The organism is Pseudomonas sp. LH21 (assembly GCF_036549575.1).
Lineage (GTDB): Bacteria > Pseudomonadota > Gammaproteobacteria > Pseudomonadales > Pseudomonadaceae > Aquipseudomonas > Aquipseudomonas peradeniyensis.
Map to the genome: position 1 here is coordinate 2484316 of NZ_CP144367.1, position 16238 is coordinate 2500553.

The window sequence follows — 16238 nt, forward strand, 5'->3', positions numbered from 1 at the left end:
AGGCCAACATGAAGACATTGCTCATCGCCATGCTGGGCCTGGGCGCCAGTACCTTGCTGCAGGCCGCCGACGCGGTGGACCCGGCGCAGGTCAGGCAAGGCGAATACCTGGCCCGCGCCGGCGACTGCGTGGCTTGCCACACCGCCAAGGGCGGCAAGCCGTTCGCCGGCGGGCTGCCCATGGAAACGCCCATCGGTACCCTGTACTCGACCAACATCACCCCTCATGCAAGCGGTATTGGCCAGTACAGCTACGAGGACTTCGAGCGTGCCGTGCGCCAGGGCATCGGCAAGGATGGCAGCACGCTGTACCCAGCCATGCCGTACCCGTCCTACGCCCGGGTCAGCGACCAGGGCATGCAGGCGCTCTACGCCTACTTCATGCACGGCGTACAGCCGGTGGAGCAGCAGAACAAGGGCAGCGACATCCCCTGGCCGCTGAGCATGCGCTGGCCGCTGGCGTTCTGGCGTGGGTTGTTCGCGCCGCCGGTCAAGCCGTTCGAAGCCGCCGGGCGCGATCCGGTGGTGGCGCGCGGCGCCTACCTGGTCGAAGGGCTGGGGCACTGTGGCGCGTGTCACACGCCGCGGGCGCTGACCATGCAGGAAAAAGCCCTGGATGCCGGCGACGGTGCGGCGTTCCTGTCCGGCAGCGCGCCCCTGGAGGGCTGGATCGCCAAGAGCCTGCGCGGTGACCACAAGGATGGCCTGGGCAGCTGGGACGAGGCGCAGATCGTTGCCTTCCTCAAGACCGGGCGCAACGAGCGCACCGCGGTGTTCGGCGGCATGAGCGATGTGGTCGAGCACAGCATGCAGTACATGAGCGACGCCGACCTGACGGCCATCGCCCGTTACCTCAAGACCCTGCCGCCGGTGAACCCTGACGACAAGCCGTTCCACGAGGATCCTGCCGTCGCCCAGGCACTGTGGCAGGGCAATGACGGCAAGACCGGCGCGGCGCTCTACGTCGACAACTGCGGTGCCTGCCACCGCACCGACGGCAAGGGCTACGCCCGGGTGTTCCCGGCGCTTGCCGGCAACCCGGTGGTGCAGGGCGAGGATGGCACCTCGTTGATCCATATCGTGCTGGAGGGCGCGACTCTGCCGGCCACGGCGACGGCGCCCTCGACCTTCAGCATGCCGGGCTTCGGCTGGCGGCTGTCGGACCAGCAGGTGGCCGATGTGGTCAACTTCATCCGCGGCAGCTGGGGCAACCAGGCACCGGCGGTGGAGGCGGGGCAGGTGGCGCAACTGCGCAAGCAGGCGCCGCCGGCACTGAAGGCCGAGTCGTTGATCGGCGATACCACGGGTATCCAGGAGCCCTGAGCAGTGGCCGGGGGCAACGGGTCTGCACGACCTTGCCCCTGGCCCCTCACTCAGAACCAGCGGTCGTTGCGTTTACGGCCGCGGGTCAGCGCCGGCAGGATCAACCCCGCCAGCAGCCCGGCCCCGGCGATGCTGCCGCCGTAGACCATGTAGCGCATCATCACCTGCTTGTTCTCGTCACCCAGGCGCGCCTGGGTGTCGCGCAGGGTCGACTGGCTCTGCGCCAGTTGCTCGTTGAGCGCCTTGTTGCGGCTTTCCAGCTCGTCGATCAGCGCCTTGCGCGAGTCGAGGGTCTCCTGCATGCCCTGCACGCGGTTCTTCCAGCTGTCGTCGATGCTCTTCAACTGGCCGGACAACTCGGCCACCTGGGCGTCGAGCTGCGGCAGGCGTTCGTTCTGGCCGGGCACGGCCTGAAGGTCGTTGCTGAGTATCCACACCAGGTCGCCGTTCTGCCCGCGCACCTGGCTGTAGTTGCCCTGGCTGGTCACCAGGCTGACCTTCTGTCCGGACTTGAGCGTGCCAACGATGCGGTGGCCATCGGTGGGGCCGCTGCGCACGTAGGTGCTCAGGCTGTCGCTGACCCAGCGCGCATCGCTGGCCGGTTCTTCGGCGTGAGCCGGAGCGGCGAGGGCGATCAGGGCGGCGATCAGGCCGCCGCGCAGGGCGGTGAGGGCAGGGGAAGCGGGCTGGATGTCTGGCATGCTGGTCTTCGCTGAAACAGGACGAATGAAGGCCCGATGACTGGGCCGGCGATCCGGTCGGGTGGATTGACCGTCAGCGAAAGACCGTTTTTTTGTAGGCAGGTTCACTGCCTGGCGCAGGAAATGTCTGCAGGATGTTGCTGGCCTTATCCCCATCAGGACATCGCCCAGCCCATCGGGCTAAGCTGCCGCGCAGCGAACAGCGTTGCAACCTTTATCAGCGTGGGAGCGGGCTTGCCCCGCGATGCGATAGATGGCACCGGCTTTGCCGGTGATCGCGGGGCAAGCCCGCTCCCACACTGCCCCGCTCAATCACAGCATGACTTTTTGCTCCATTGGAGCGGCTACCTCAGGCCACCACCTCATAGCACGGCACATACGCCGCCCCGCCGGGCAGCTTCATGCGGTGCTGGTCGACGAACGCCTGCAGCAGGCGTCCGAGCGGGTCGAGGATCGCCGCGTCGCCACGGATCTGGTACGGCCCGTGCTCCTCGATCAGGCGGATGCCCTTGTCCTTGACGTTGCCGGCGACGATCCCGGAAAACGCCCGGCGCAGGTTGGCCGCCAGTTCATGGGGCGGCAGTTCGCGGCGCAGGGCCAGGTTGGCCATGTTCTCGTGGGTCGGGTCGAACGGGTGCTGGAAGCCCTCGTCGATCTTCAACAGCCAGTTGAAGTGGAAGGCGTCGTTGCGCTCGCGGCGGAACTGCTTGACCGCCTTGAGCCCCTCGACCATCTGCCGGGCCACTTCGGCCGGATCGTCAATGATGATCTGGTAGTGACGCTGGGCGGCCTCGCCGAGGGTGGCGCCGACGAAGGCGTGCAACTGCTGCAGGAAAGCTTCGGCGCTACGCGGCCCGGTGAGCACGACCGGGAACGGCAGGTCCTGGTTGTCCGGGTGCATGAGAATGCCGAGCAGGTACAGGAACTCCTCGGCGGTGCCGGCGCCGCCGGGGAAGATGATGATGCCGTGGCCGACGCGGACGAAGGCCTCCAGGCGCTTCTCGATGTCCGGCAGGATCACCAGTTCGTTGACGATCGGGTTGGGCGCCTCGGCGGCGATGATGCCCGGCTCGGTCAGGCCCAGGTAGCGGCTGCCGTGCATGCGCTGCTTGGCATGGGCGATGGTGGCGCCCTTCATCGGGCCCTTCATCACGCCCGGGCCGCAGCCGGTGCAGACATCCAGCTTGCGCAGGCCCAGTTCGTGGCCGACCTTCTTGGTGTACTGGTATTCCTCGCTGCTGATCGAGTGGCCGCCCCAGCACACCACCATCTTCGGCTCGACGCCCGGGCGCAGGGTGCGGGCGTTGCGCAGCAGGTGGAAGACGTAGTCGGTGAGGCCTTGGGAGCTCTCGAGGTCGATGCGCTGGCTGGCCAGCTCGCTCTCGGTGTAGACGATGTCGCGCAGGGCGCTGAACAGCATTTCGCGGGTGCTGGCGATCATCTCGCCGTCGACGAAGGCGTCGGCCGGGGCGTTGAGCAGCTCAAGGCGCACGCCGCGGTCCTGCTGGTGGATGCGTACCTCGAAGTCCTTGTAGGCCTCGAGAATGGTCTTGGCGTTGTCGACATGGGCGCCGGTGTTGAGGATGGCCAGGGCGCACTGGCGGAACAGGGTGTAGAGGCTGCCGGTACCGACTTCGCTCAGTTGCTGGACTTCACGTTGCGACAGCGTCTCCAGGCTGCCCTTGGGGCTGACGGAGGCGTTGATGACATTGCGTTGGGGCATCTGGTCTTTCCTGTGCGGGTAAAACATCCTTCTTGGACAACACCATACAAGCAAATGTGCGTGGCAACGAGGGGGCGGGCGAAAAAGCCTGGCTGCCAATGGTGGGAGTGGCCTTTATAGGAGGGGCTTTGTGGGAGCGGGCTTGCCCCGCGATCAGGGCCGGTAAGGCATCGCGGGGCAAGCCCGCTCCCACAAAGGTCATGCCACCTTGAACACGTGGCGAAGGTATGCCACGAAATTCTCGTCCCGGCACTGGGTCTTGCCCGGGCTGTCGGAGATCTTCGCCACCGGCGCGCCGTTGCAGGCAGTCATCTTGATCACCATGTTCATCGGCTTTACCCCGGGGATATCGCAGGTGAGGTTGGTACCAATGCCGAAGCTGACATGGATCCTGTCATTCAACGCACGGTACAGCTCGAGCATCTTCTGGAAATCCAGCCCATCGGAAAAGATCAGCGTCTTGCCACGCGGATCGATACCCAGCCGCTGGTAATGGGCGATGGCCTTTTCGGCCCAGGCCAGCGGATCGCCCGAGTCATGGCGCAAGCCATCGAAGAGCTTGGCGAAGTACAGGTCGAAGTCCTTCATGAACGCGTCCATGCCGATGCAGTCGGTCAGGGCGATGCCCAGCTGGCCGCGGTACTCGCGCACCCAGCACTCCAGCGCCGCCGCTTGGCTGTCCACCAGCCGTGGGCCGAGCTGCTGGTGGGCCATGAACCATTCGTGGGCCATGGTACCGATGGGCTTGATCTGGTATTCGCGGGCCAGGTGCACGTTGCTGGTACCGACGAAACGCCCGGGAAAATCACGCTTGAGGATATGCACCACTTCTTCCTGTACCCGGTAGGAGAATCGCCGGCGGGTACCGAAGTCGGCCAGTTGCAGACCGGCCAGCTCGTCGTCGCTGGCTTCGGCCCTGAGCCAGTCGAGTTTCTGGTACAGGCGCTCGCCGACCTGCTCGATCAGTACCTCGCGATAGCGGTAGCGGTTGCGTACCTCGCTGATGATCGCCAGCAGCGGGATCTCGAACAGGATCACGTGCAGCCACGGGCCGCGCACGCGGATCGCCAGTTGCCCGGCATCGTCGAGGCCGACCTGCACATAGCGCAGGTTGAAGCGGAACAGGCTGAGGAAGCGGATGAAGTCCGGCTTGATGAACGGGATCTTCTCCAGGTAGGCCAATTGGTCATGGGTGACCGAGACATCGGCCAACTGCTCGACCTGGTAGCGGATCTCGGCGAGGTAGGGCGCCAGGTCCTCGTCGTTGCGGCAGCGAAACTCCCATTCCACCTCGGCGTTGGGGTAGTTGTGCAGCACCGCCTGCATCATGGTGATCTTGTAGAAATCGGTGTCCAGCAGGTTCTGGATGATCCGTGGGCCAAAGACGCTGTCGCTCATGGGCGGTCCTCCTTGAGTTGGTCGAGCCGGGTGTCGAGGGCCTGTTCGTCGGCGCACAGGTGGATGCCGGTGCTGGCCATTTCATCGCAGGCCGCCTGTGCACCCTCGGCGCTCAGGGCGCGGCAGGCCGGCAGGTACAGCAGCACCTCGAAACCGGCGCGGCGCAGTTGCAGGGCAGTGGTGCGCACGCAGTAGTCCAATGCCAGGCCGCCGACGATGATCGCCTGGACCTGTTGCACCTTGAGGAACTCGATGACGCCGGTGGAGCGGCGCTCGGCCAGGTCGTGGTAGCAGGCGCCATAGGGGTGCAGGTCCGGCTCGACGCCTTTCCAGACGAAGTAGTCGTAGTCGATGGGGGCGGGCAGGCCGGGCAGCAGCTCGAAGCCCGGCGTGCCGGGAACACAGTGGCTGACCCAGGTCAGGTCGGCATTGGCCAGGGGCAATGGTTGCAGCATCTGCCCGGGCTCGGCGACCACCCAGGCGGCGTTGGCCGGGTGGGCGTCCTTGCTGCCCAGGCGCAGCGAGGCGCGCCGGGCCATGGCATTGAGCGCAGGTGCGATCAGGTGGCCACCGGGCACCGGTAGCTCCTTGGGGGCGTTGGCGGTGAAGCCATTCTGCGCGTCGACATCGAAACTGGCGATCTTCATCGGAGGAGGCTCCTCAGCTGGAATGGGTATATATTTCACCTGGTGTATTAAGTGTGTCAAGATTATTTTTATTCAGGTGATGAGGCTTGATCGATTTAATCGCCCTGGTGGAATATAAGGGGTCTTGATGAGGAACCGTTGCGTGAACACAGCAGAAGTCCTGGCCAGTGTCGATATCGTCGCCTTGCGCCTGTCGCCGCACAGCCAGCGCCTGGAGGTGTTGCTGCATCCGCGCGAGCGAGAGCCCTACAAGGGTCAGTGGGCCCTGCCGGGTGTCATTGTCAATGGCCGTACGCCCGACAACAACTTGGATGCCGCCGCCTGCCGGGCCCTTGCGGAAAAGGCCAAGGTATACCCGCGCCACCTGGAGCAGGTCGGCACCGAGGGCAATGGGACCCGCGATCCTCGGGGCTGGACCTTGAGCACCTACTACCTGGCGTTGCTCGACCCTGCGGTCCTGGTGGAGGATGCGCAGACTGCCTTCTTCGATCTGCAAGGCGTCCTTGATAATGAACCACCATTGCCGTTCGACCATCGCCTGCTGGTCGAGCGCGCCTATGAACGGCTGGCAGCCAAGGCCGTGTACACCAACCTGCCGATGTACCTGGCACCCGAGCGGTTCACCGTGCTGGATGCCCTGGCCGCCGCGCAGGCGTGCCTGGGGCAACCGGTCAACAACACCTCAATGCGCAAACGCCTGGAGCGCATGAAGAGCGAAGGCTGGGTGCAGGACACCGGAGAGAAGAACCAGCCCAGGCTGGGGCGGCCACAGCAACTGTACCGGCATACCCCGCAGGGGAGCGGGGCGTTCATGTTCGACCGGAGTCTGTTGACGGGAGGATAGTCAGGACAGGTCGCGGCCTCTTCCTGCAGTCGTCGAGTAACGACTATCCTTGCCCCATGACCAACCTGCCTCCCCAACGCCATCCTTGTCCGCCGGGCGCCTGCGACTGCGGCCGCGAACGCCTGGCCGACGGCCCCGAGCGACGCATCCTGCTGCTCACCCGCGAGGAGGAGAAGCGCCTGGTCGAACGCCTGGAAAACCTCAAGGATCTGGAGGACCTGCAGCGCCTGCAGGCACGCCTCTACGAACAACTGGGCATCCGCGTGCATATCGCCCCGGGCTTCAACGAAGTGCGCACCATGCGCGGCATCGTCATCGAGCTTGCGGCGCAGACAGGCCTGTGCCGCAAGACCCGCCAGTCGATCCCCGCCGCCATCCGTCGCGGGCTGGAGCGCAATCCGCAGGTGGCCTTCCGCCTGCTCGACGCCCACGACCTGCTGCGCGACGCCTGAACTTCAGCGCATTGCCGCCAGCTTGATGCCGAAGCCCACCAGGCAGGCGCCGGCCAGGCGTTCGAGCAGGTTGGCAATGCGCGGGCTGGCGCGCATGCGCTCGGCCAGGCGGTGGGTCAGCAGCACCGCCACCAGGCCGTAGAGCAGGGTCAGGCCGGCCACGGTCAGCGCCATGAAGGCGAAGGTCACCACGCCCTGGTGGCGCACCGGGTCGATGAACAGAGGGAAGAACGCTATGTAGAACATGATCGCCTTGGGGTTGAGCAGGGTGATCATCATGGTCTGGCGCAGGTAGCGGCCGCTGGCCATGCCGCTGTCGCGCGGCGCGCCGCCGGGCTTGCTCAGCAGCATGCGCAGGCCGAGCCAGGCCAGGTAGGCGGCGCCGGCCCACTGCACCACGTGGAAGGCGGCCGGGTAGGCGGCCAGCAGGGTGGCGACGCCGGCCACCGCCAGCCACATCAGCACCTGATCACCGAGGATCACCCCGAAGGTGGCCGCCAGGCCGCCCTTGATGCCGCCCTTGCCGGTGGCGGTGATCAGGGCGAAGTTGCCGGGGCCGGGGATCGCCAGGAGGATGAGGAAGGCGATCACGAAGGCGCCGTAGTCGGTCACGCCGAGCATGGGGAAGTCTCCTGATGAGGGGGCAGTCCTGGATATATGCCATCTTTCGCGCTGTTTGCACAGCCACGGCGGCATGGACCGGTTGCGACCCACGCCCCGGTGGCGGATTACAGAATTGTAATCTTCACGCCACCCCCTCGATAACCACCCCTGCCTAAAGTCCCTCGCCAAAGCATTCCGCCGCTTGTCGACGAGGACTTCCGCCGTGCCCATCCCCCGCAAGATCGCCTTGCTCTGCCTGTTGCTGGCCGGCCCTGCCGGCGCCCAGGGCCTGAGCCTGGACCAGGCGCTCGACGCCGCCTTTGCCCAGAACCCGGACTTCGCCGCCATCGGCCGCGAGATCGGCATCGCCGAGGGCGAGCGCCGCCAGGCCGGGCTGATCCCCAACCCCGAGTTGTCCTGGGAAGTCGAGGACACCCGCCGCGACACCAGCACCACCACCGTGACCCTCAGCCAGGCCCTGGAGCTGGGCGGCAAGCGTGGCGCGCGAATCGAAGTCGCTGAAGCCGGCCAGGCGATCGCCCGGCTGGAGCTCGAACGCCAGCGCAACAGCCTGCGCGCCGATGTGATCCAGGCCTTCCATGCCGCCTTGCGGGCACAGACCGCGCTGGAACTGGCGCAACAATCGCAGGCGCTGACCGAACGCGGCCTGCGAGTGGTGGAAGGGCGGGTGCGGGCCGGGCAGTCCTCACCGGTGGAGGCCACCCGTGCCCAGGTCCAGTTGGCCCAGGCCGAGGCGGCGGTGCGTCGGGCACGCACTGAACATGGCGTGGCCAACCAGGCCCTGGCGCGCCTGACGGGCAGTGCCGAGGCCCGCTTCGACCGGCTTGATGCGAGCAACCTCTCGCCCGGCCCGGCGCCGCAGGCCGAGCACCTGCTGGCCAAGGTCGAGCAGACTGCCGACTGGCGCCTGGCCGCGGCGCAGATCGAGCGTGGCGATGCCAGCCTCGGTTCCGAGAAGGCTCAGCGCATTCCCAACCTGACCGTCAGCCTGGGCAGCCAGTACAGCCGCGAGGACCGTGAGCGGGTCAACGTGGTCGGGCTGTCGATGCCGCTGCCGCTGTTCGACCGCAACCAGGGCAACGTGCTGGCCGCCGCCCGCCGCGCCGACCAGGCCCGCGACCTGCGCAACGCCGTGGACCTGCGCCTGCGCAGCGAAACCCGCAGCGCCCTGGAGCAGTGGGGCACGGCCATGGGTGAGGTCCAGGCCTACGACCGCACCATCCTGCCCGCCGCCCAGCAGGCGGTGGACACCGCCACTCGTGGCTTCGAGATGGGCAAGTTCGCCTTCCTCGATGTGCTCGATGCCCAGCGCACGCTGATCGAGGCACGCGGGCTGTACCTCGAGGCGCTGGCCCAGGCGACCGATGCCCGGGCGCAGGTGGAACGAATCTACGGCGAGCTTTGAGCTTCGACCCATCGCGGGGCAAGCCCGCTCCCACGGGAATGCGTGGGAGCGGGCTTGCCCCGCGATGGGCCCTGAACTGCAACGACTTTTCCAGCAGGAGCAACAATGACCAACCCACGCAAGCTCGCCATCCTCGCCGCTGCCCTGGCCGTTCTCGGCCTCGGTGGCGCGGCCTGGACCGGCACCCTCGGCAAGGCCGGTAGCGACCAGGCCCAGCACGACGACCATGGCGAGGAAGGCCATGGCCATGAAGAAGGAAAGGCAGAGGAACATGCCGACGAGGAGGGCCAGCTGCACCTCTCCGCCGAGCAGATCCAGGCCGCCGGCGTGCAGCTGGCCACCGCCGGCCCGCGCACCCTGGGCACCGCCATCAGCTTCCCCGGCGAGATCCGCTTCGACGAGGACCGTACCGCCCACGTGGTGCCCCGCGTCCCCGGCGTGGTCGAGTCGGTGCAGGCCGAGCTGGGCCAGGCGGTCAAGCGTGGCCAGGTGCTGGCGGTGATCGCCAGCCAGCAGATCTCCGAACTGCGCAGCGAGCAGCAGGCCGCCCTGCGCCGCCTGGAACTGGCGCGCCTGACCTTCGAGCGCGAGAAGCAGCTGTGGCAGGAGCGCATCAGCGCCGAACAGGACTACTTGCAGGCCCGCCAGGCGCTGCAGGAGGCCGAGATCGCCGCCGCCAACGCCGGGCAGAAGGTCGCCGCCGTGGCGCCGGCCGGCAAGGGCAACCGCTACGAGTTGCGCGCGCCGTTCGACGCGGTGGTGGTGGAAAAGCACCTGACTGTGGGCGAGGTGGTGGACGAGACCAGCAACGCTTTCACGCTGTCCGACCTCAGTCGGGTCTGGGCCACCTTCGCCGTTGCTCCACGCGACCTGGACAAGGTGGTCAGCGGCCGTGGCGTCAGCGTCAGCGCGCCGGACCTCGGTGCCCAGGTGGAAGGCAAGGTCAACTACGTCGGCAGCCTGCTCGGCGAGCAGAACCGCGCCGCTACCGTGCGCGCCACCTTGGCCAACCCCAATGGCGCCTGGCGCCCCGGGCTGTTCGTCAACATCGCGGTTACCGTCGAGCGTTTCGACGCCGCCGTGGTGGTGCCGGAAAGCGCCCTGCAGACCTGGGAAGAGCAGACCGTGGTGTTCGCCCGCACCGACGAGGGCTTCGAGGCCCGTCCGGTCAAGACCGGGCGCCGCGACGCCGGCCAGGTGGAAGTGCGCGAGGGGCTGGCCGCCGGCACCGTGGTCGCCGCCGCCGGCAGCTTCGTCCTCAAGTCCGAGCTGGGCAAAGGCTCGGCCGAACACAGCCACTGACCGGGGACGCCATTCATGTTCGAACGTCTTATCCAGTTCGCCATCGAGCAACGCCTGGTGGTGATGCTCGCCGTGGTGCTGATGGCCGCCGTGGGCATTCACAGCTACCAGAAGCTGCCCATCGACGCCGTGCCCGACATCACCAACGTGCAGGTGCAGATCAACACCGCCGCGCCCGGCTACTCGCCCCTGGAGACCGAGCAGCGCATTACCTTCGCCATCGAGACCGCCATGGCCGGCCTGCCGGGCCTCAAGCAGACCCGCTCGCTGTCGCGCTCGGGATTGTCCCAGGTGACGGTGATCTTCGATGACGGCACCGACATCTTCTTCGCCCGCCAGCTGGTCAACGAGCGCCTGCAGGTGGCCCGCGAGCAGTTGCCCGAAGGCATCGAAGCGGCCATGGGCCCGATCTCCACCGGCCTTGGCGAGATCTTCCTGTGGACGGTCGAGGCCAAGGAGGGCGCGCTGAAGGACGACGGCACGCCCTATACCGCCACTGATCTGCGGGTGATCCAGGACTGGATCATCAAGCCGCAGCTGCGCAACGTGCCGGGCGTGGCCGAGGTGAACAGTATCGGCGGCCATGCCAAGCAGTACCTGATTGCCCCCGAGCCCAAGCGCCTGGCGGCCTACAAGCTGACCCTCAACGACCTGGTCGCGGCGCTCGAGCGCAACAACGCCAACGTCGGCGCCGGCTACATCGAGCGCAACGGCGAGCAGTTGCTGATCCGCGCCCCGGGCCAGGTGGCCTCGGCCGAGGACATCGCCAACATTGTCATCTCCAGCGTCGATGGCACGCCGATCCGCGTCAGCCATGTCGCCCAGGTCGGGCTGGGCCAGGAGCTGCGCTCGGGCGCGGCCACCGAGAATGGTCGCGAGGTGGTACTGGGCACGGTGTTCATGCTGATCGGCGAGAACAGCCGCACGGTGTCCCAGGCGGTGGCGGCCAAGCTCGAGGAGATCAACCGCAGCCTGCCCAAGGGCGTGGTGGCGATCACCGTCTATGACCGCACCAACCTGGTGGAAAAAGCCATCGCCACGGTGAAGAAGAACCTCATCGAAGGCGCGATCCTGGTCATCGCCGTTTTGTTCCTGTTCCTGGGCAACATCCGCGCGGCGCTGATCACCGCCATGGTCATCCCGCTGTCGATGCTGTTCACCTTCACCGGCATGTCCAGCAACAAGGTCAGCGCCAACCTGATGAGCCTGGGCGCGCTGGACTTCGGCATCATCGTCGACGGCGCGGTGGTGATCGTCGAGAACGCCATCCGCCGCCTGGCCCATGCCCAGCAGCATCATGGTCGCATGCTGACCCGCTCCGAGCGCTTCCACGAAGTGTTCGCCGCCGCCCGCGAGGCGCGCCGACCGCTGATCTACGGGCAACTGATCATCATGGTGGTGTACCTGCCGATCTTTGCCCTGACCGGGGTCGAGGGCAAGATGTTCCACCCCATGGCGTTCACCGTGGTGATGGCGCTGCTGGGGGCAATGATCCTCTCGGTGACCTTCGTGCCGGCGGCCCTGGCGCTGTTCGTCACCGGCAAGGTGAAGGAGGAGGAGGGCGTGGTCATGCGCACCGCCCGCCGCCGCTACGCCCCGGTGCTGGAGTGGGTGCTGGGCCGGCGCAACCTGGCCTTCGCCGGCGCCGCCACCCTGGTGCTGCTGTCCGGCGTGCTGGCCAGCCGCATGGGCAGCGAGTTCATCCCCAGCCTCAGCGAGGGTGATTTCGCCCTGCAGGCCCTGCGCGTGCCGGGCACCAGCCTGTCGCAGTCGGTGGACATGCAGCAGCGCCTGGAGAAGACCATCATCGCCCAGGTGCCGGAAGTCGAGCGGGTGTTCGCCCGTACCGGTACCGCCGAGATCGCCTCCGACCCGATGCCACCGAACATCTCCGATGCCTACGTGATGCTCAAGCCCCGCGAGCAATGGCAGGACCCGGGCAAGCCGCGCGATGAGCTGATCGCCGAGGTGCAGCGCGCCGCCGCCAGCGTGCCGGGCAGCAACTACGAGCTGTCGCAGCCGATCCAGCTGCGTTTCAACGAGCTGATCTCCGGGGTGCGCAGCGATGTTGCGGTGAAGGTGTTCGGCGACGACATGGAGGTGCTCAACCGCACCGCCGCGCAGATCGCCGCCAGCCTGCAGCAGGTGCCGGGAGCCTCCGAGGTGAAGGTCGAGCAGACCACCGGCCTGCCGGTGCTGACCATCGATATCGACCGTGACAAGGCGGCCCGTTACGGCCTGAACGTGGGCGACGTACAGGACGCCATCGCCATCGCCGTGGGGGGGCGCACTGCCGGCACTCTATACGAAGGCGACCGCCGTTTCGACATGGTGGTGCGCCTGTCGGAGGCGCTGCGCACCGATGTCGACGGTCTGTCCAGCCTGCTGATTCCGGTGCCGGCCAGCGCGGCCGCAGGTGCCTCGCAGATCGGCTTCATCCCGCTTTCGCAGGTGGCTACCCTGAATCTGCAGCTGGGCCCCAACCAGGTCAGCCGCGAGGATGGCAAGCGCGTGGTGGTGGTCAGCGCCAACGTGCGTGGGCGTGACCTGGGCTCGTTCGTCGAACAGGCCTCGCAGACGCTGATCGACCAGGTGCAGATCCCGCCGGGCTACTGGACCCGCTGGGGTGGCCAGTTCGAGCAGCTGCAGTCGGCGGCCGAGCGCCTGCGGGTGGTGGTGCCGGTCTCGCTGCTGCTGGTCATGGCCTTGCTGCTGATGATGTTCAACAACCTCAAGGATGGCCTGCTGGTGTTCACCGGCATCCCCTTTGCCTTGACCGGCGGGGTGTTGGCGCTGTGGCTGCGGGATATCCCGCTGTCGATCTCGGCGGGGGTGGGCTTTATCGCGTTGTCGGGCGTGGCGGTGCTCAACGGCCTGGTGATGATTGCCTTCATTCGCAACCTGCGCGAGGAAGGCCGGGGCCTGCGCGCGGCAGTGGAAGAGGGCGCGTTGACACGTTTGCGGCCGGTGCTGATGACCGCGCTGGTGGCGTCGCTGGGCTTCATCCCCATGGCCCTGGCCACCGGCACCGGCGCCGAGGTGCAGCGGCCGTTGGCGACGGTGGTGATCGGCGGGATCCTGTCGTCGACTGCGCTGACCTTGCTGGTATTGCCGGCGTTGTATCAGTGGGCGCATCGGCGGGATGAGTCAGGGGTAGCGTAGGGCCCTATCGCGGGGCAAGCCCGCTCCCACGAAGCCCGCTTCCTCGAAGTTGTCGCTTCGTGGGGGCGGGCTTGCCCCGCGATGGTTTTAGCGCCGCCGCCACAGCCAGTGATCCAGGCTCAATCTTCCAGCCCCCTTCAACAGCAACGGCAACAACGCCACCAGGTAGATCAGCGGCAGCTTGAAGTTGCCAAAACCCTGGTCGGTGATCGCATACCCCCGTCCCAGTTCCGCCAGGCTCGACCACTGGCTCGGCCAGTGCACCGCGGCAATCGCCACCACCGTCACCACCATCAGCACCGCCGAGGCCAGCCGGGTACCGAGCCCCAGCAGCAGGAGCAGCGGGCAGATCAATTCGGCCCACATCGACAGCTGCCAGTTGAGGTCCGCCGGCAGCAGGTTGAACGGGAACGGAAAACTGCCTTGCAGGTCGGCGAACCAGTTGGCGCCGTTGAACTTCTCCAAGCCCGACTCGAAGAACTCCCACGCCAGGAACAGGCGCAACGGCAGGTCGGCGCTCCAGTTGCCGGTGTGGTCGAGGGCGTTGAACAGCTTCCATTCAGCAAACAGTGGCAGGGCTTTCATGGGCAGGCTTCCCGGTGCAGGCGGCAACGGCGGGGTGCCGTCGCGCTGTTGTGGCCGGGAGTGTGTAGGGCGGGGGTATCGGCAGTGTGTCGGGGGCGGTGGGTTTATGTATCGCTGTGTAGCGAGGCTCAGCGGTTGCTGGTCAGGCGCTGTTGCGCCGCCGCGCAGCCGTTGATCTCCACCGCCTTCTGCAGGAAGGCCTGGCGCTGGCGGGGGTCGAGCTCACCGAGCAGCCGGTAGATCTCGGCCTGGTAGTCGCGCTGGCGCCCCCACTGCATTTGCAGGCCTTGCGGGCGGGTGCGGCTGCACGCCAGGCGGGTGGCCGGCTGGGGGTAGTAGGCGGCGTACAGGGTGGCCATGCTGGGGACCGCCTCCAGGGCCTCACGGTAGGCGGGGCTGGCATTGTACGGCGAACACCAGTGGGCGATGGCCAGCGCGGGCGGGGCGAAGCCTTGCTTGAGGCTGGCCTCCAGCAACGGGCAGGCTGCCTCGGCGATCTGTCCTGCCGGCAGATAGGTGGTGTAGTACAGCGCCAGGCGGTACTGGGCCACGGGGTGGCCGAGGGCCACGGACCTCTTCAGCAGGGCCACCGCCGTTGGCAGCGTGTGGGCCAGCGCCTGGCCTTGGCGGCTGAGCTCGGGGTCGCCGCCAGCGGTGCGCAGCGGGCTGGCGCTGTCGACCTGGCTGTCAGCCTGCTCCAGCAACGGCAATGCCTGGCGATAGAGCAGGTCGGCATGGGGGTCGATGCTCACGTCCAGGGCCTGGGCGGCTGTGGCGGCCAACAGCAACGGCAACGACGCGGCCAGACAGGCGCGGGGGCGGGCCAGAAGCGAGGGGACGGCGGGAGTGGTCATGGCAATTACACGGTGCCTCGGGCGGATCAGGAGCGACGACGGCCTATTCTATCCATCCGCGTGCCCTCCCCGAAAGCCCGGCGTGCGGCCATCAGACCAGCTTGATCGGCGCGACCTTGCGCAGGGCCTGTCTTTCCTGGGCCAGCCCCAGCTTGGCGGTGATCACCTTGGCCAGTGCGTTGTTACCCAAATCATTGAAGTGCAGGCGGTCGACGAACAGGTGCTCGGCGAACACCGGCGAGCTGCTGAGCATGCTGTTCATGTCGTAGCAGGGAACCGGGTCGGCCTGGCTCTTGATGCGGCGGAAGAAGGCCATGTGCAGCTGGCTGTCGAAGGTGTCGCCGAGCAGGCGGTCGAAGTTCGACGGCTGGCGCTCGAGCTTGGCTAGCACAGCCTGTTCCGCCTTGGGCACTGCCTCGCGGCACCAGGGCAGCAGCGGCTGCAGGATGAAGGTGAGGGTGGTGTGGCCGTCGGCCAGCAGGCGGTCCCACTGGCGCAGGGTACGGCCCACGGCATCGGCAGCGCGAATCAGGCGCTTGTCCGGGCTTGATAGCGGCTCCACTTGCGGCCAGTGTGTTTCCCGGGCTGGCGCCAAGAGCTGGCCCAGGCGTTGCCAGAACGACTCGCGGCGAGCCTCTCCGGGCGCTTGCACGCCTTCGTTGAAACGATTGAGAAAGTCCTGGTAGGCCTGCGCCCGGTGCGGGTCCTGTGCGCCGGCGAGTACCTCGGCGAGGGCCTCCTGGGCCAGCGTGTTCAGGCCGCTGAGCACCACCACGTGGCCGATCTGGCCGAAGCGGTGCTGGTGGGTGAGGAACATCAGCAGTTCCTGGGTGGCGTTGAGCCCGCAGCCGGCCAGGCTCAGCCAGATCTCGCCGGTCAGCACCGACAGGTACGAGGCCACGGTGTGCTCGTCGGAGCTGGCGCCGATGCCCATGGCGGTGGAGCCGCCGACCAGCAGGTTGACCCGCGCCGCGCCGCCGCGCTCGGCCACCGAGAAGCGCTTGCCGGCGCAATGGCTGTAGCGCATGCCCAGGGCGTCGGTGTTGATGGTGCCGGAGCGATAGCCGCGCTCGTGCACGTACAGCGTGTGCGGCGCACGGCGACTGCCCAGCTGCAGGAAACGCTGGTAGTCCAGTGCCAAGGGGTCGGGCGTGCCCATGCTGCCGGTGGCGGCGGGGTCGATCGGGGTCATGGGCGCTCCTTCTTTTTTCGGGGTTGG

The 16238-nt window shown here is 67.2% G+C and carries 14 protein-coding genes; 6 read left to right on the plus strand and 8 right to left on the minus strand.

Annotated features, from left to right (window positions below; genetic code table 11):
* Positions 1 to 8: 8 nt before the first annotated feature.
* Positions 9 to 1322, plus strand: coding sequence for a cytochrome c (locus VUG52_RS11475; protein WP_050705800.1), 1314 nt, complete (start codon positions 9 to 11; stop codon positions 1320 to 1322).
* Between the two features lie 50 nt (positions 1323 to 1372).
* Here the strand turns inward: VUG52_RS11475 and VUG52_RS11480 are convergent, their stop codons facing one another.
* The 4 genes from VUG52_RS11480 to VUG52_RS11495 all read right to left on the minus strand — a co-directional run bounded on the left by VUG52_RS11480 (position 1373) and on the right by VUG52_RS11495 (position 5791).
* On the minus strand, positions 1373 to 2023 hold the full coding sequence (locus VUG52_RS11480; protein WP_050705799.1) for a TIGR04211 family SH3 domain-containing protein: 651 nt from the start codon (positions 2021 to 2023) through the stop codon (positions 1373 to 1375).
* A gap of 349 nt (positions 2024 to 2372) precedes the next feature.
* A complete protein-coding gene (gene ppnN / locus VUG52_RS11485; protein WP_050705798.1) occupies positions 2373 to 3746 on the minus strand; it encodes a nucleotide 5'-monophosphate nucleosidase PpnN in 1374 nt (457 codons plus the stop codon).
* Between the two features lie 198 nt (positions 3747 to 3944).
* Positions 3945 to 5144 carry a nicotinate phosphoribosyltransferase gene (gene pncB / locus VUG52_RS11490; RefSeq protein WP_050705797.1) on the minus strand — a complete coding sequence of 400 codons (1200 nt, stop codon included), beginning with the start codon at positions 5142 to 5144 and terminating at the stop codon, positions 3945 to 3947.
* Positions 5141 to 5791, minus strand: a complete 651-nt coding sequence (locus VUG52_RS11495) for a nicotinamidase (RefSeq protein ID WP_050705796.1) — start codon at positions 5789 to 5791, stop codon at positions 5141 to 5143. The genes pncB and VUG52_RS11495 overlap by 4 nt, the downstream gene beginning before the upstream one ends.
* Positions 5792 to 5933: 142 nt before the next feature.
* Between VUG52_RS11495 and VUG52_RS11500 the strand changes: the two genes are divergently transcribed.
* Both VUG52_RS11500 and VUG52_RS11505 read left to right on the plus strand, forming a co-directional pair.
* Positions 5934 to 6635, plus strand: coding sequence for an NUDIX hydrolase (locus VUG52_RS11500; protein ID WP_050705795.1), 702 nt, complete (start codon positions 5934 to 5936; stop codon positions 6633 to 6635).
* Between the two features lie 56 nt (positions 6636 to 6691).
* Entirely contained in the window at positions 6692 to 7087 is a 396-nt protein-coding gene (locus tag VUG52_RS11505; RefSeq protein ID WP_050705794.1) for a hypothetical protein, read from the plus strand.
* 3 nt (positions 7088 to 7090) lie between these two features.
* Here VUG52_RS11505 and VUG52_RS11510 read toward each other — a convergent pair whose 3' ends face one another.
* Positions 7091 to 7708 carry a LysE family transporter gene (locus VUG52_RS11510; RefSeq protein WP_050705793.1) on the minus strand — a complete coding sequence of 206 codons (618 nt, stop codon included), beginning with the start codon at positions 7706 to 7708 and terminating at the stop codon, positions 7091 to 7093.
* A gap of 205 nt (positions 7709 to 7913) precedes the next feature.
* Here VUG52_RS11510 and VUG52_RS11515 point away from each other — a divergent pair, with 205 nt between their 5' ends.
* The 3 genes from VUG52_RS11515 to VUG52_RS11525 all read left to right on the plus strand — a co-directional run bounded on the left by VUG52_RS11515 (position 7914) and on the right by VUG52_RS11525 (position 13580).
* Entirely contained in the window at positions 7914 to 9116 is a 1203-nt protein-coding gene (locus VUG52_RS11515) for a TolC family protein (RefSeq protein WP_050705792.1), read from the plus strand.
* 105 nt (positions 9117 to 9221) lie between these two features.
* The gene (locus VUG52_RS11520) at positions 9222 to 10418 is read left to right on the plus strand and encodes an efflux RND transporter periplasmic adaptor subunit (protein ID WP_050705791.1); all 1197 of its coding nucleotides are present in this window, start codon (positions 9222 to 9224) and stop codon (positions 10416 to 10418) included.
* Between the two features lie 15 nt (positions 10419 to 10433).
* The gene (locus VUG52_RS11525) at positions 10434 to 13580 is read left to right on the plus strand and encodes an efflux RND transporter permease subunit (RefSeq protein ID WP_050705790.1); all 3147 of its coding nucleotides are present in this window, start codon (positions 10434 to 10436) and stop codon (positions 13578 to 13580) included.
* Positions 13581 to 13667: 87 nt separating this feature from the next.
* On the opposite strand, the gene VUG52_RS11530 is transcribed toward VUG52_RS11525, so the two are convergent.
* From VUG52_RS11530 to VUG52_RS11540, 3 genes are all read right to left on the minus strand, one after another.
* Positions 13668 to 14165, minus strand: a complete 498-nt coding sequence (locus tag VUG52_RS11530; protein WP_050705789.1) for an HvfX family Cu-binding RiPP maturation protein — start codon at positions 14163 to 14165, stop codon at positions 13668 to 13670.
* 128 nt (positions 14166 to 14293) lie between these two features.
* On the minus strand, positions 14294 to 15019 hold the full coding sequence (locus VUG52_RS11535; protein WP_050705134.1) for a hypothetical protein: 726 nt from the start codon (positions 15017 to 15019) through the stop codon (positions 14294 to 14296).
* Between the two features lie 91 nt (positions 15020 to 15110).
* Positions 15111 to 16211 (minus strand): hypothetical protein, encoded by a 1101-nt coding sequence (locus VUG52_RS11540; RefSeq protein ID WP_050705135.1) that lies wholly within the window; start codon positions 16209 to 16211, stop codon positions 15111 to 15113.
* Between the last annotated feature and the right edge of the window lie 27 nt (positions 16212 to 16238).

What these genes read in the sequence shown, in the direction of transcription:
- VUG52_RS11475 (WP_050705800.1), top strand. Translation starts at nt 9, where the DNA reads ATGAAGACATTGCTCATCGCCATGCTGGGCCTGGGCGCCAGTACCTTG.
- VUG52_RS11480 (WP_050705799.1), bottom strand. Translation starts at nt 2,023, where the DNA reads ATGCCAGACATCCAGCCCGCTTCCCCTGCCCTCACCGCCCTGCGCGGC.
- ppnN (WP_050705798.1), bottom strand. Translation starts at nt 3,746, where the DNA reads ATGCCCCAACGCAATGTCATCAACGCCTCCGTCAGCCCCAAGGGCAGC.
- pncB (WP_050705797.1), bottom strand. Translation starts at nt 5,144, where the DNA reads ATGAGCGACAGCGTCTTTGGCCCACGGATCATCCAGAACCTGCTGGAC.
- VUG52_RS11495 (WP_050705796.1), bottom strand. Translation starts at nt 5,791, where the DNA reads ATGAAGATCGCCAGTTTCGATGTCGACGCGCAGAATGGCTTCACCGCC.
- VUG52_RS11505 (WP_050705794.1), top strand. Translation starts at nt 6,692, where the DNA reads ATGACCAACCTGCCTCCCCAACGCCATCCTTGTCCGCCGGGCGCCTGC.
- VUG52_RS11510 (WP_050705793.1), bottom strand. Translation starts at nt 7,708, where the DNA reads ATGCTCGGCGTGACCGACTACGGCGCCTTCGTGATCGCCTTCCTCATC.
- VUG52_RS11520 (WP_050705791.1), top strand. Translation starts at nt 9,222, where the DNA reads ATGACCAACCCACGCAAGCTCGCCATCCTCGCCGCTGCCCTGGCCGTT.
- VUG52_RS11525 (WP_050705790.1), top strand. Translation starts at nt 10,434, where the DNA reads ATGTTCGAACGTCTTATCCAGTTCGCCATCGAGCAACGCCTGGTGGTG.
- VUG52_RS11530 (WP_050705789.1), bottom strand. Translation starts at nt 14,165, where the DNA reads ATGAAAGCCCTGCCACTGTTTGCTGAATGGAAGCTGTTCAACGCCCTC.
- VUG52_RS11535 (WP_050705134.1), bottom strand. Translation starts at nt 15,019, where the DNA reads ATGACCACTCCCGCCGTCCCCTCGCTTCTGGCCCGCCCCCGCGCCTGT.
- VUG52_RS11540 (WP_050705135.1), bottom strand. Translation starts at nt 16,211, where the DNA reads ATGACCCCGATCGACCCCGCCGCCACCGGCAGCATGGGCACGCCCGAC.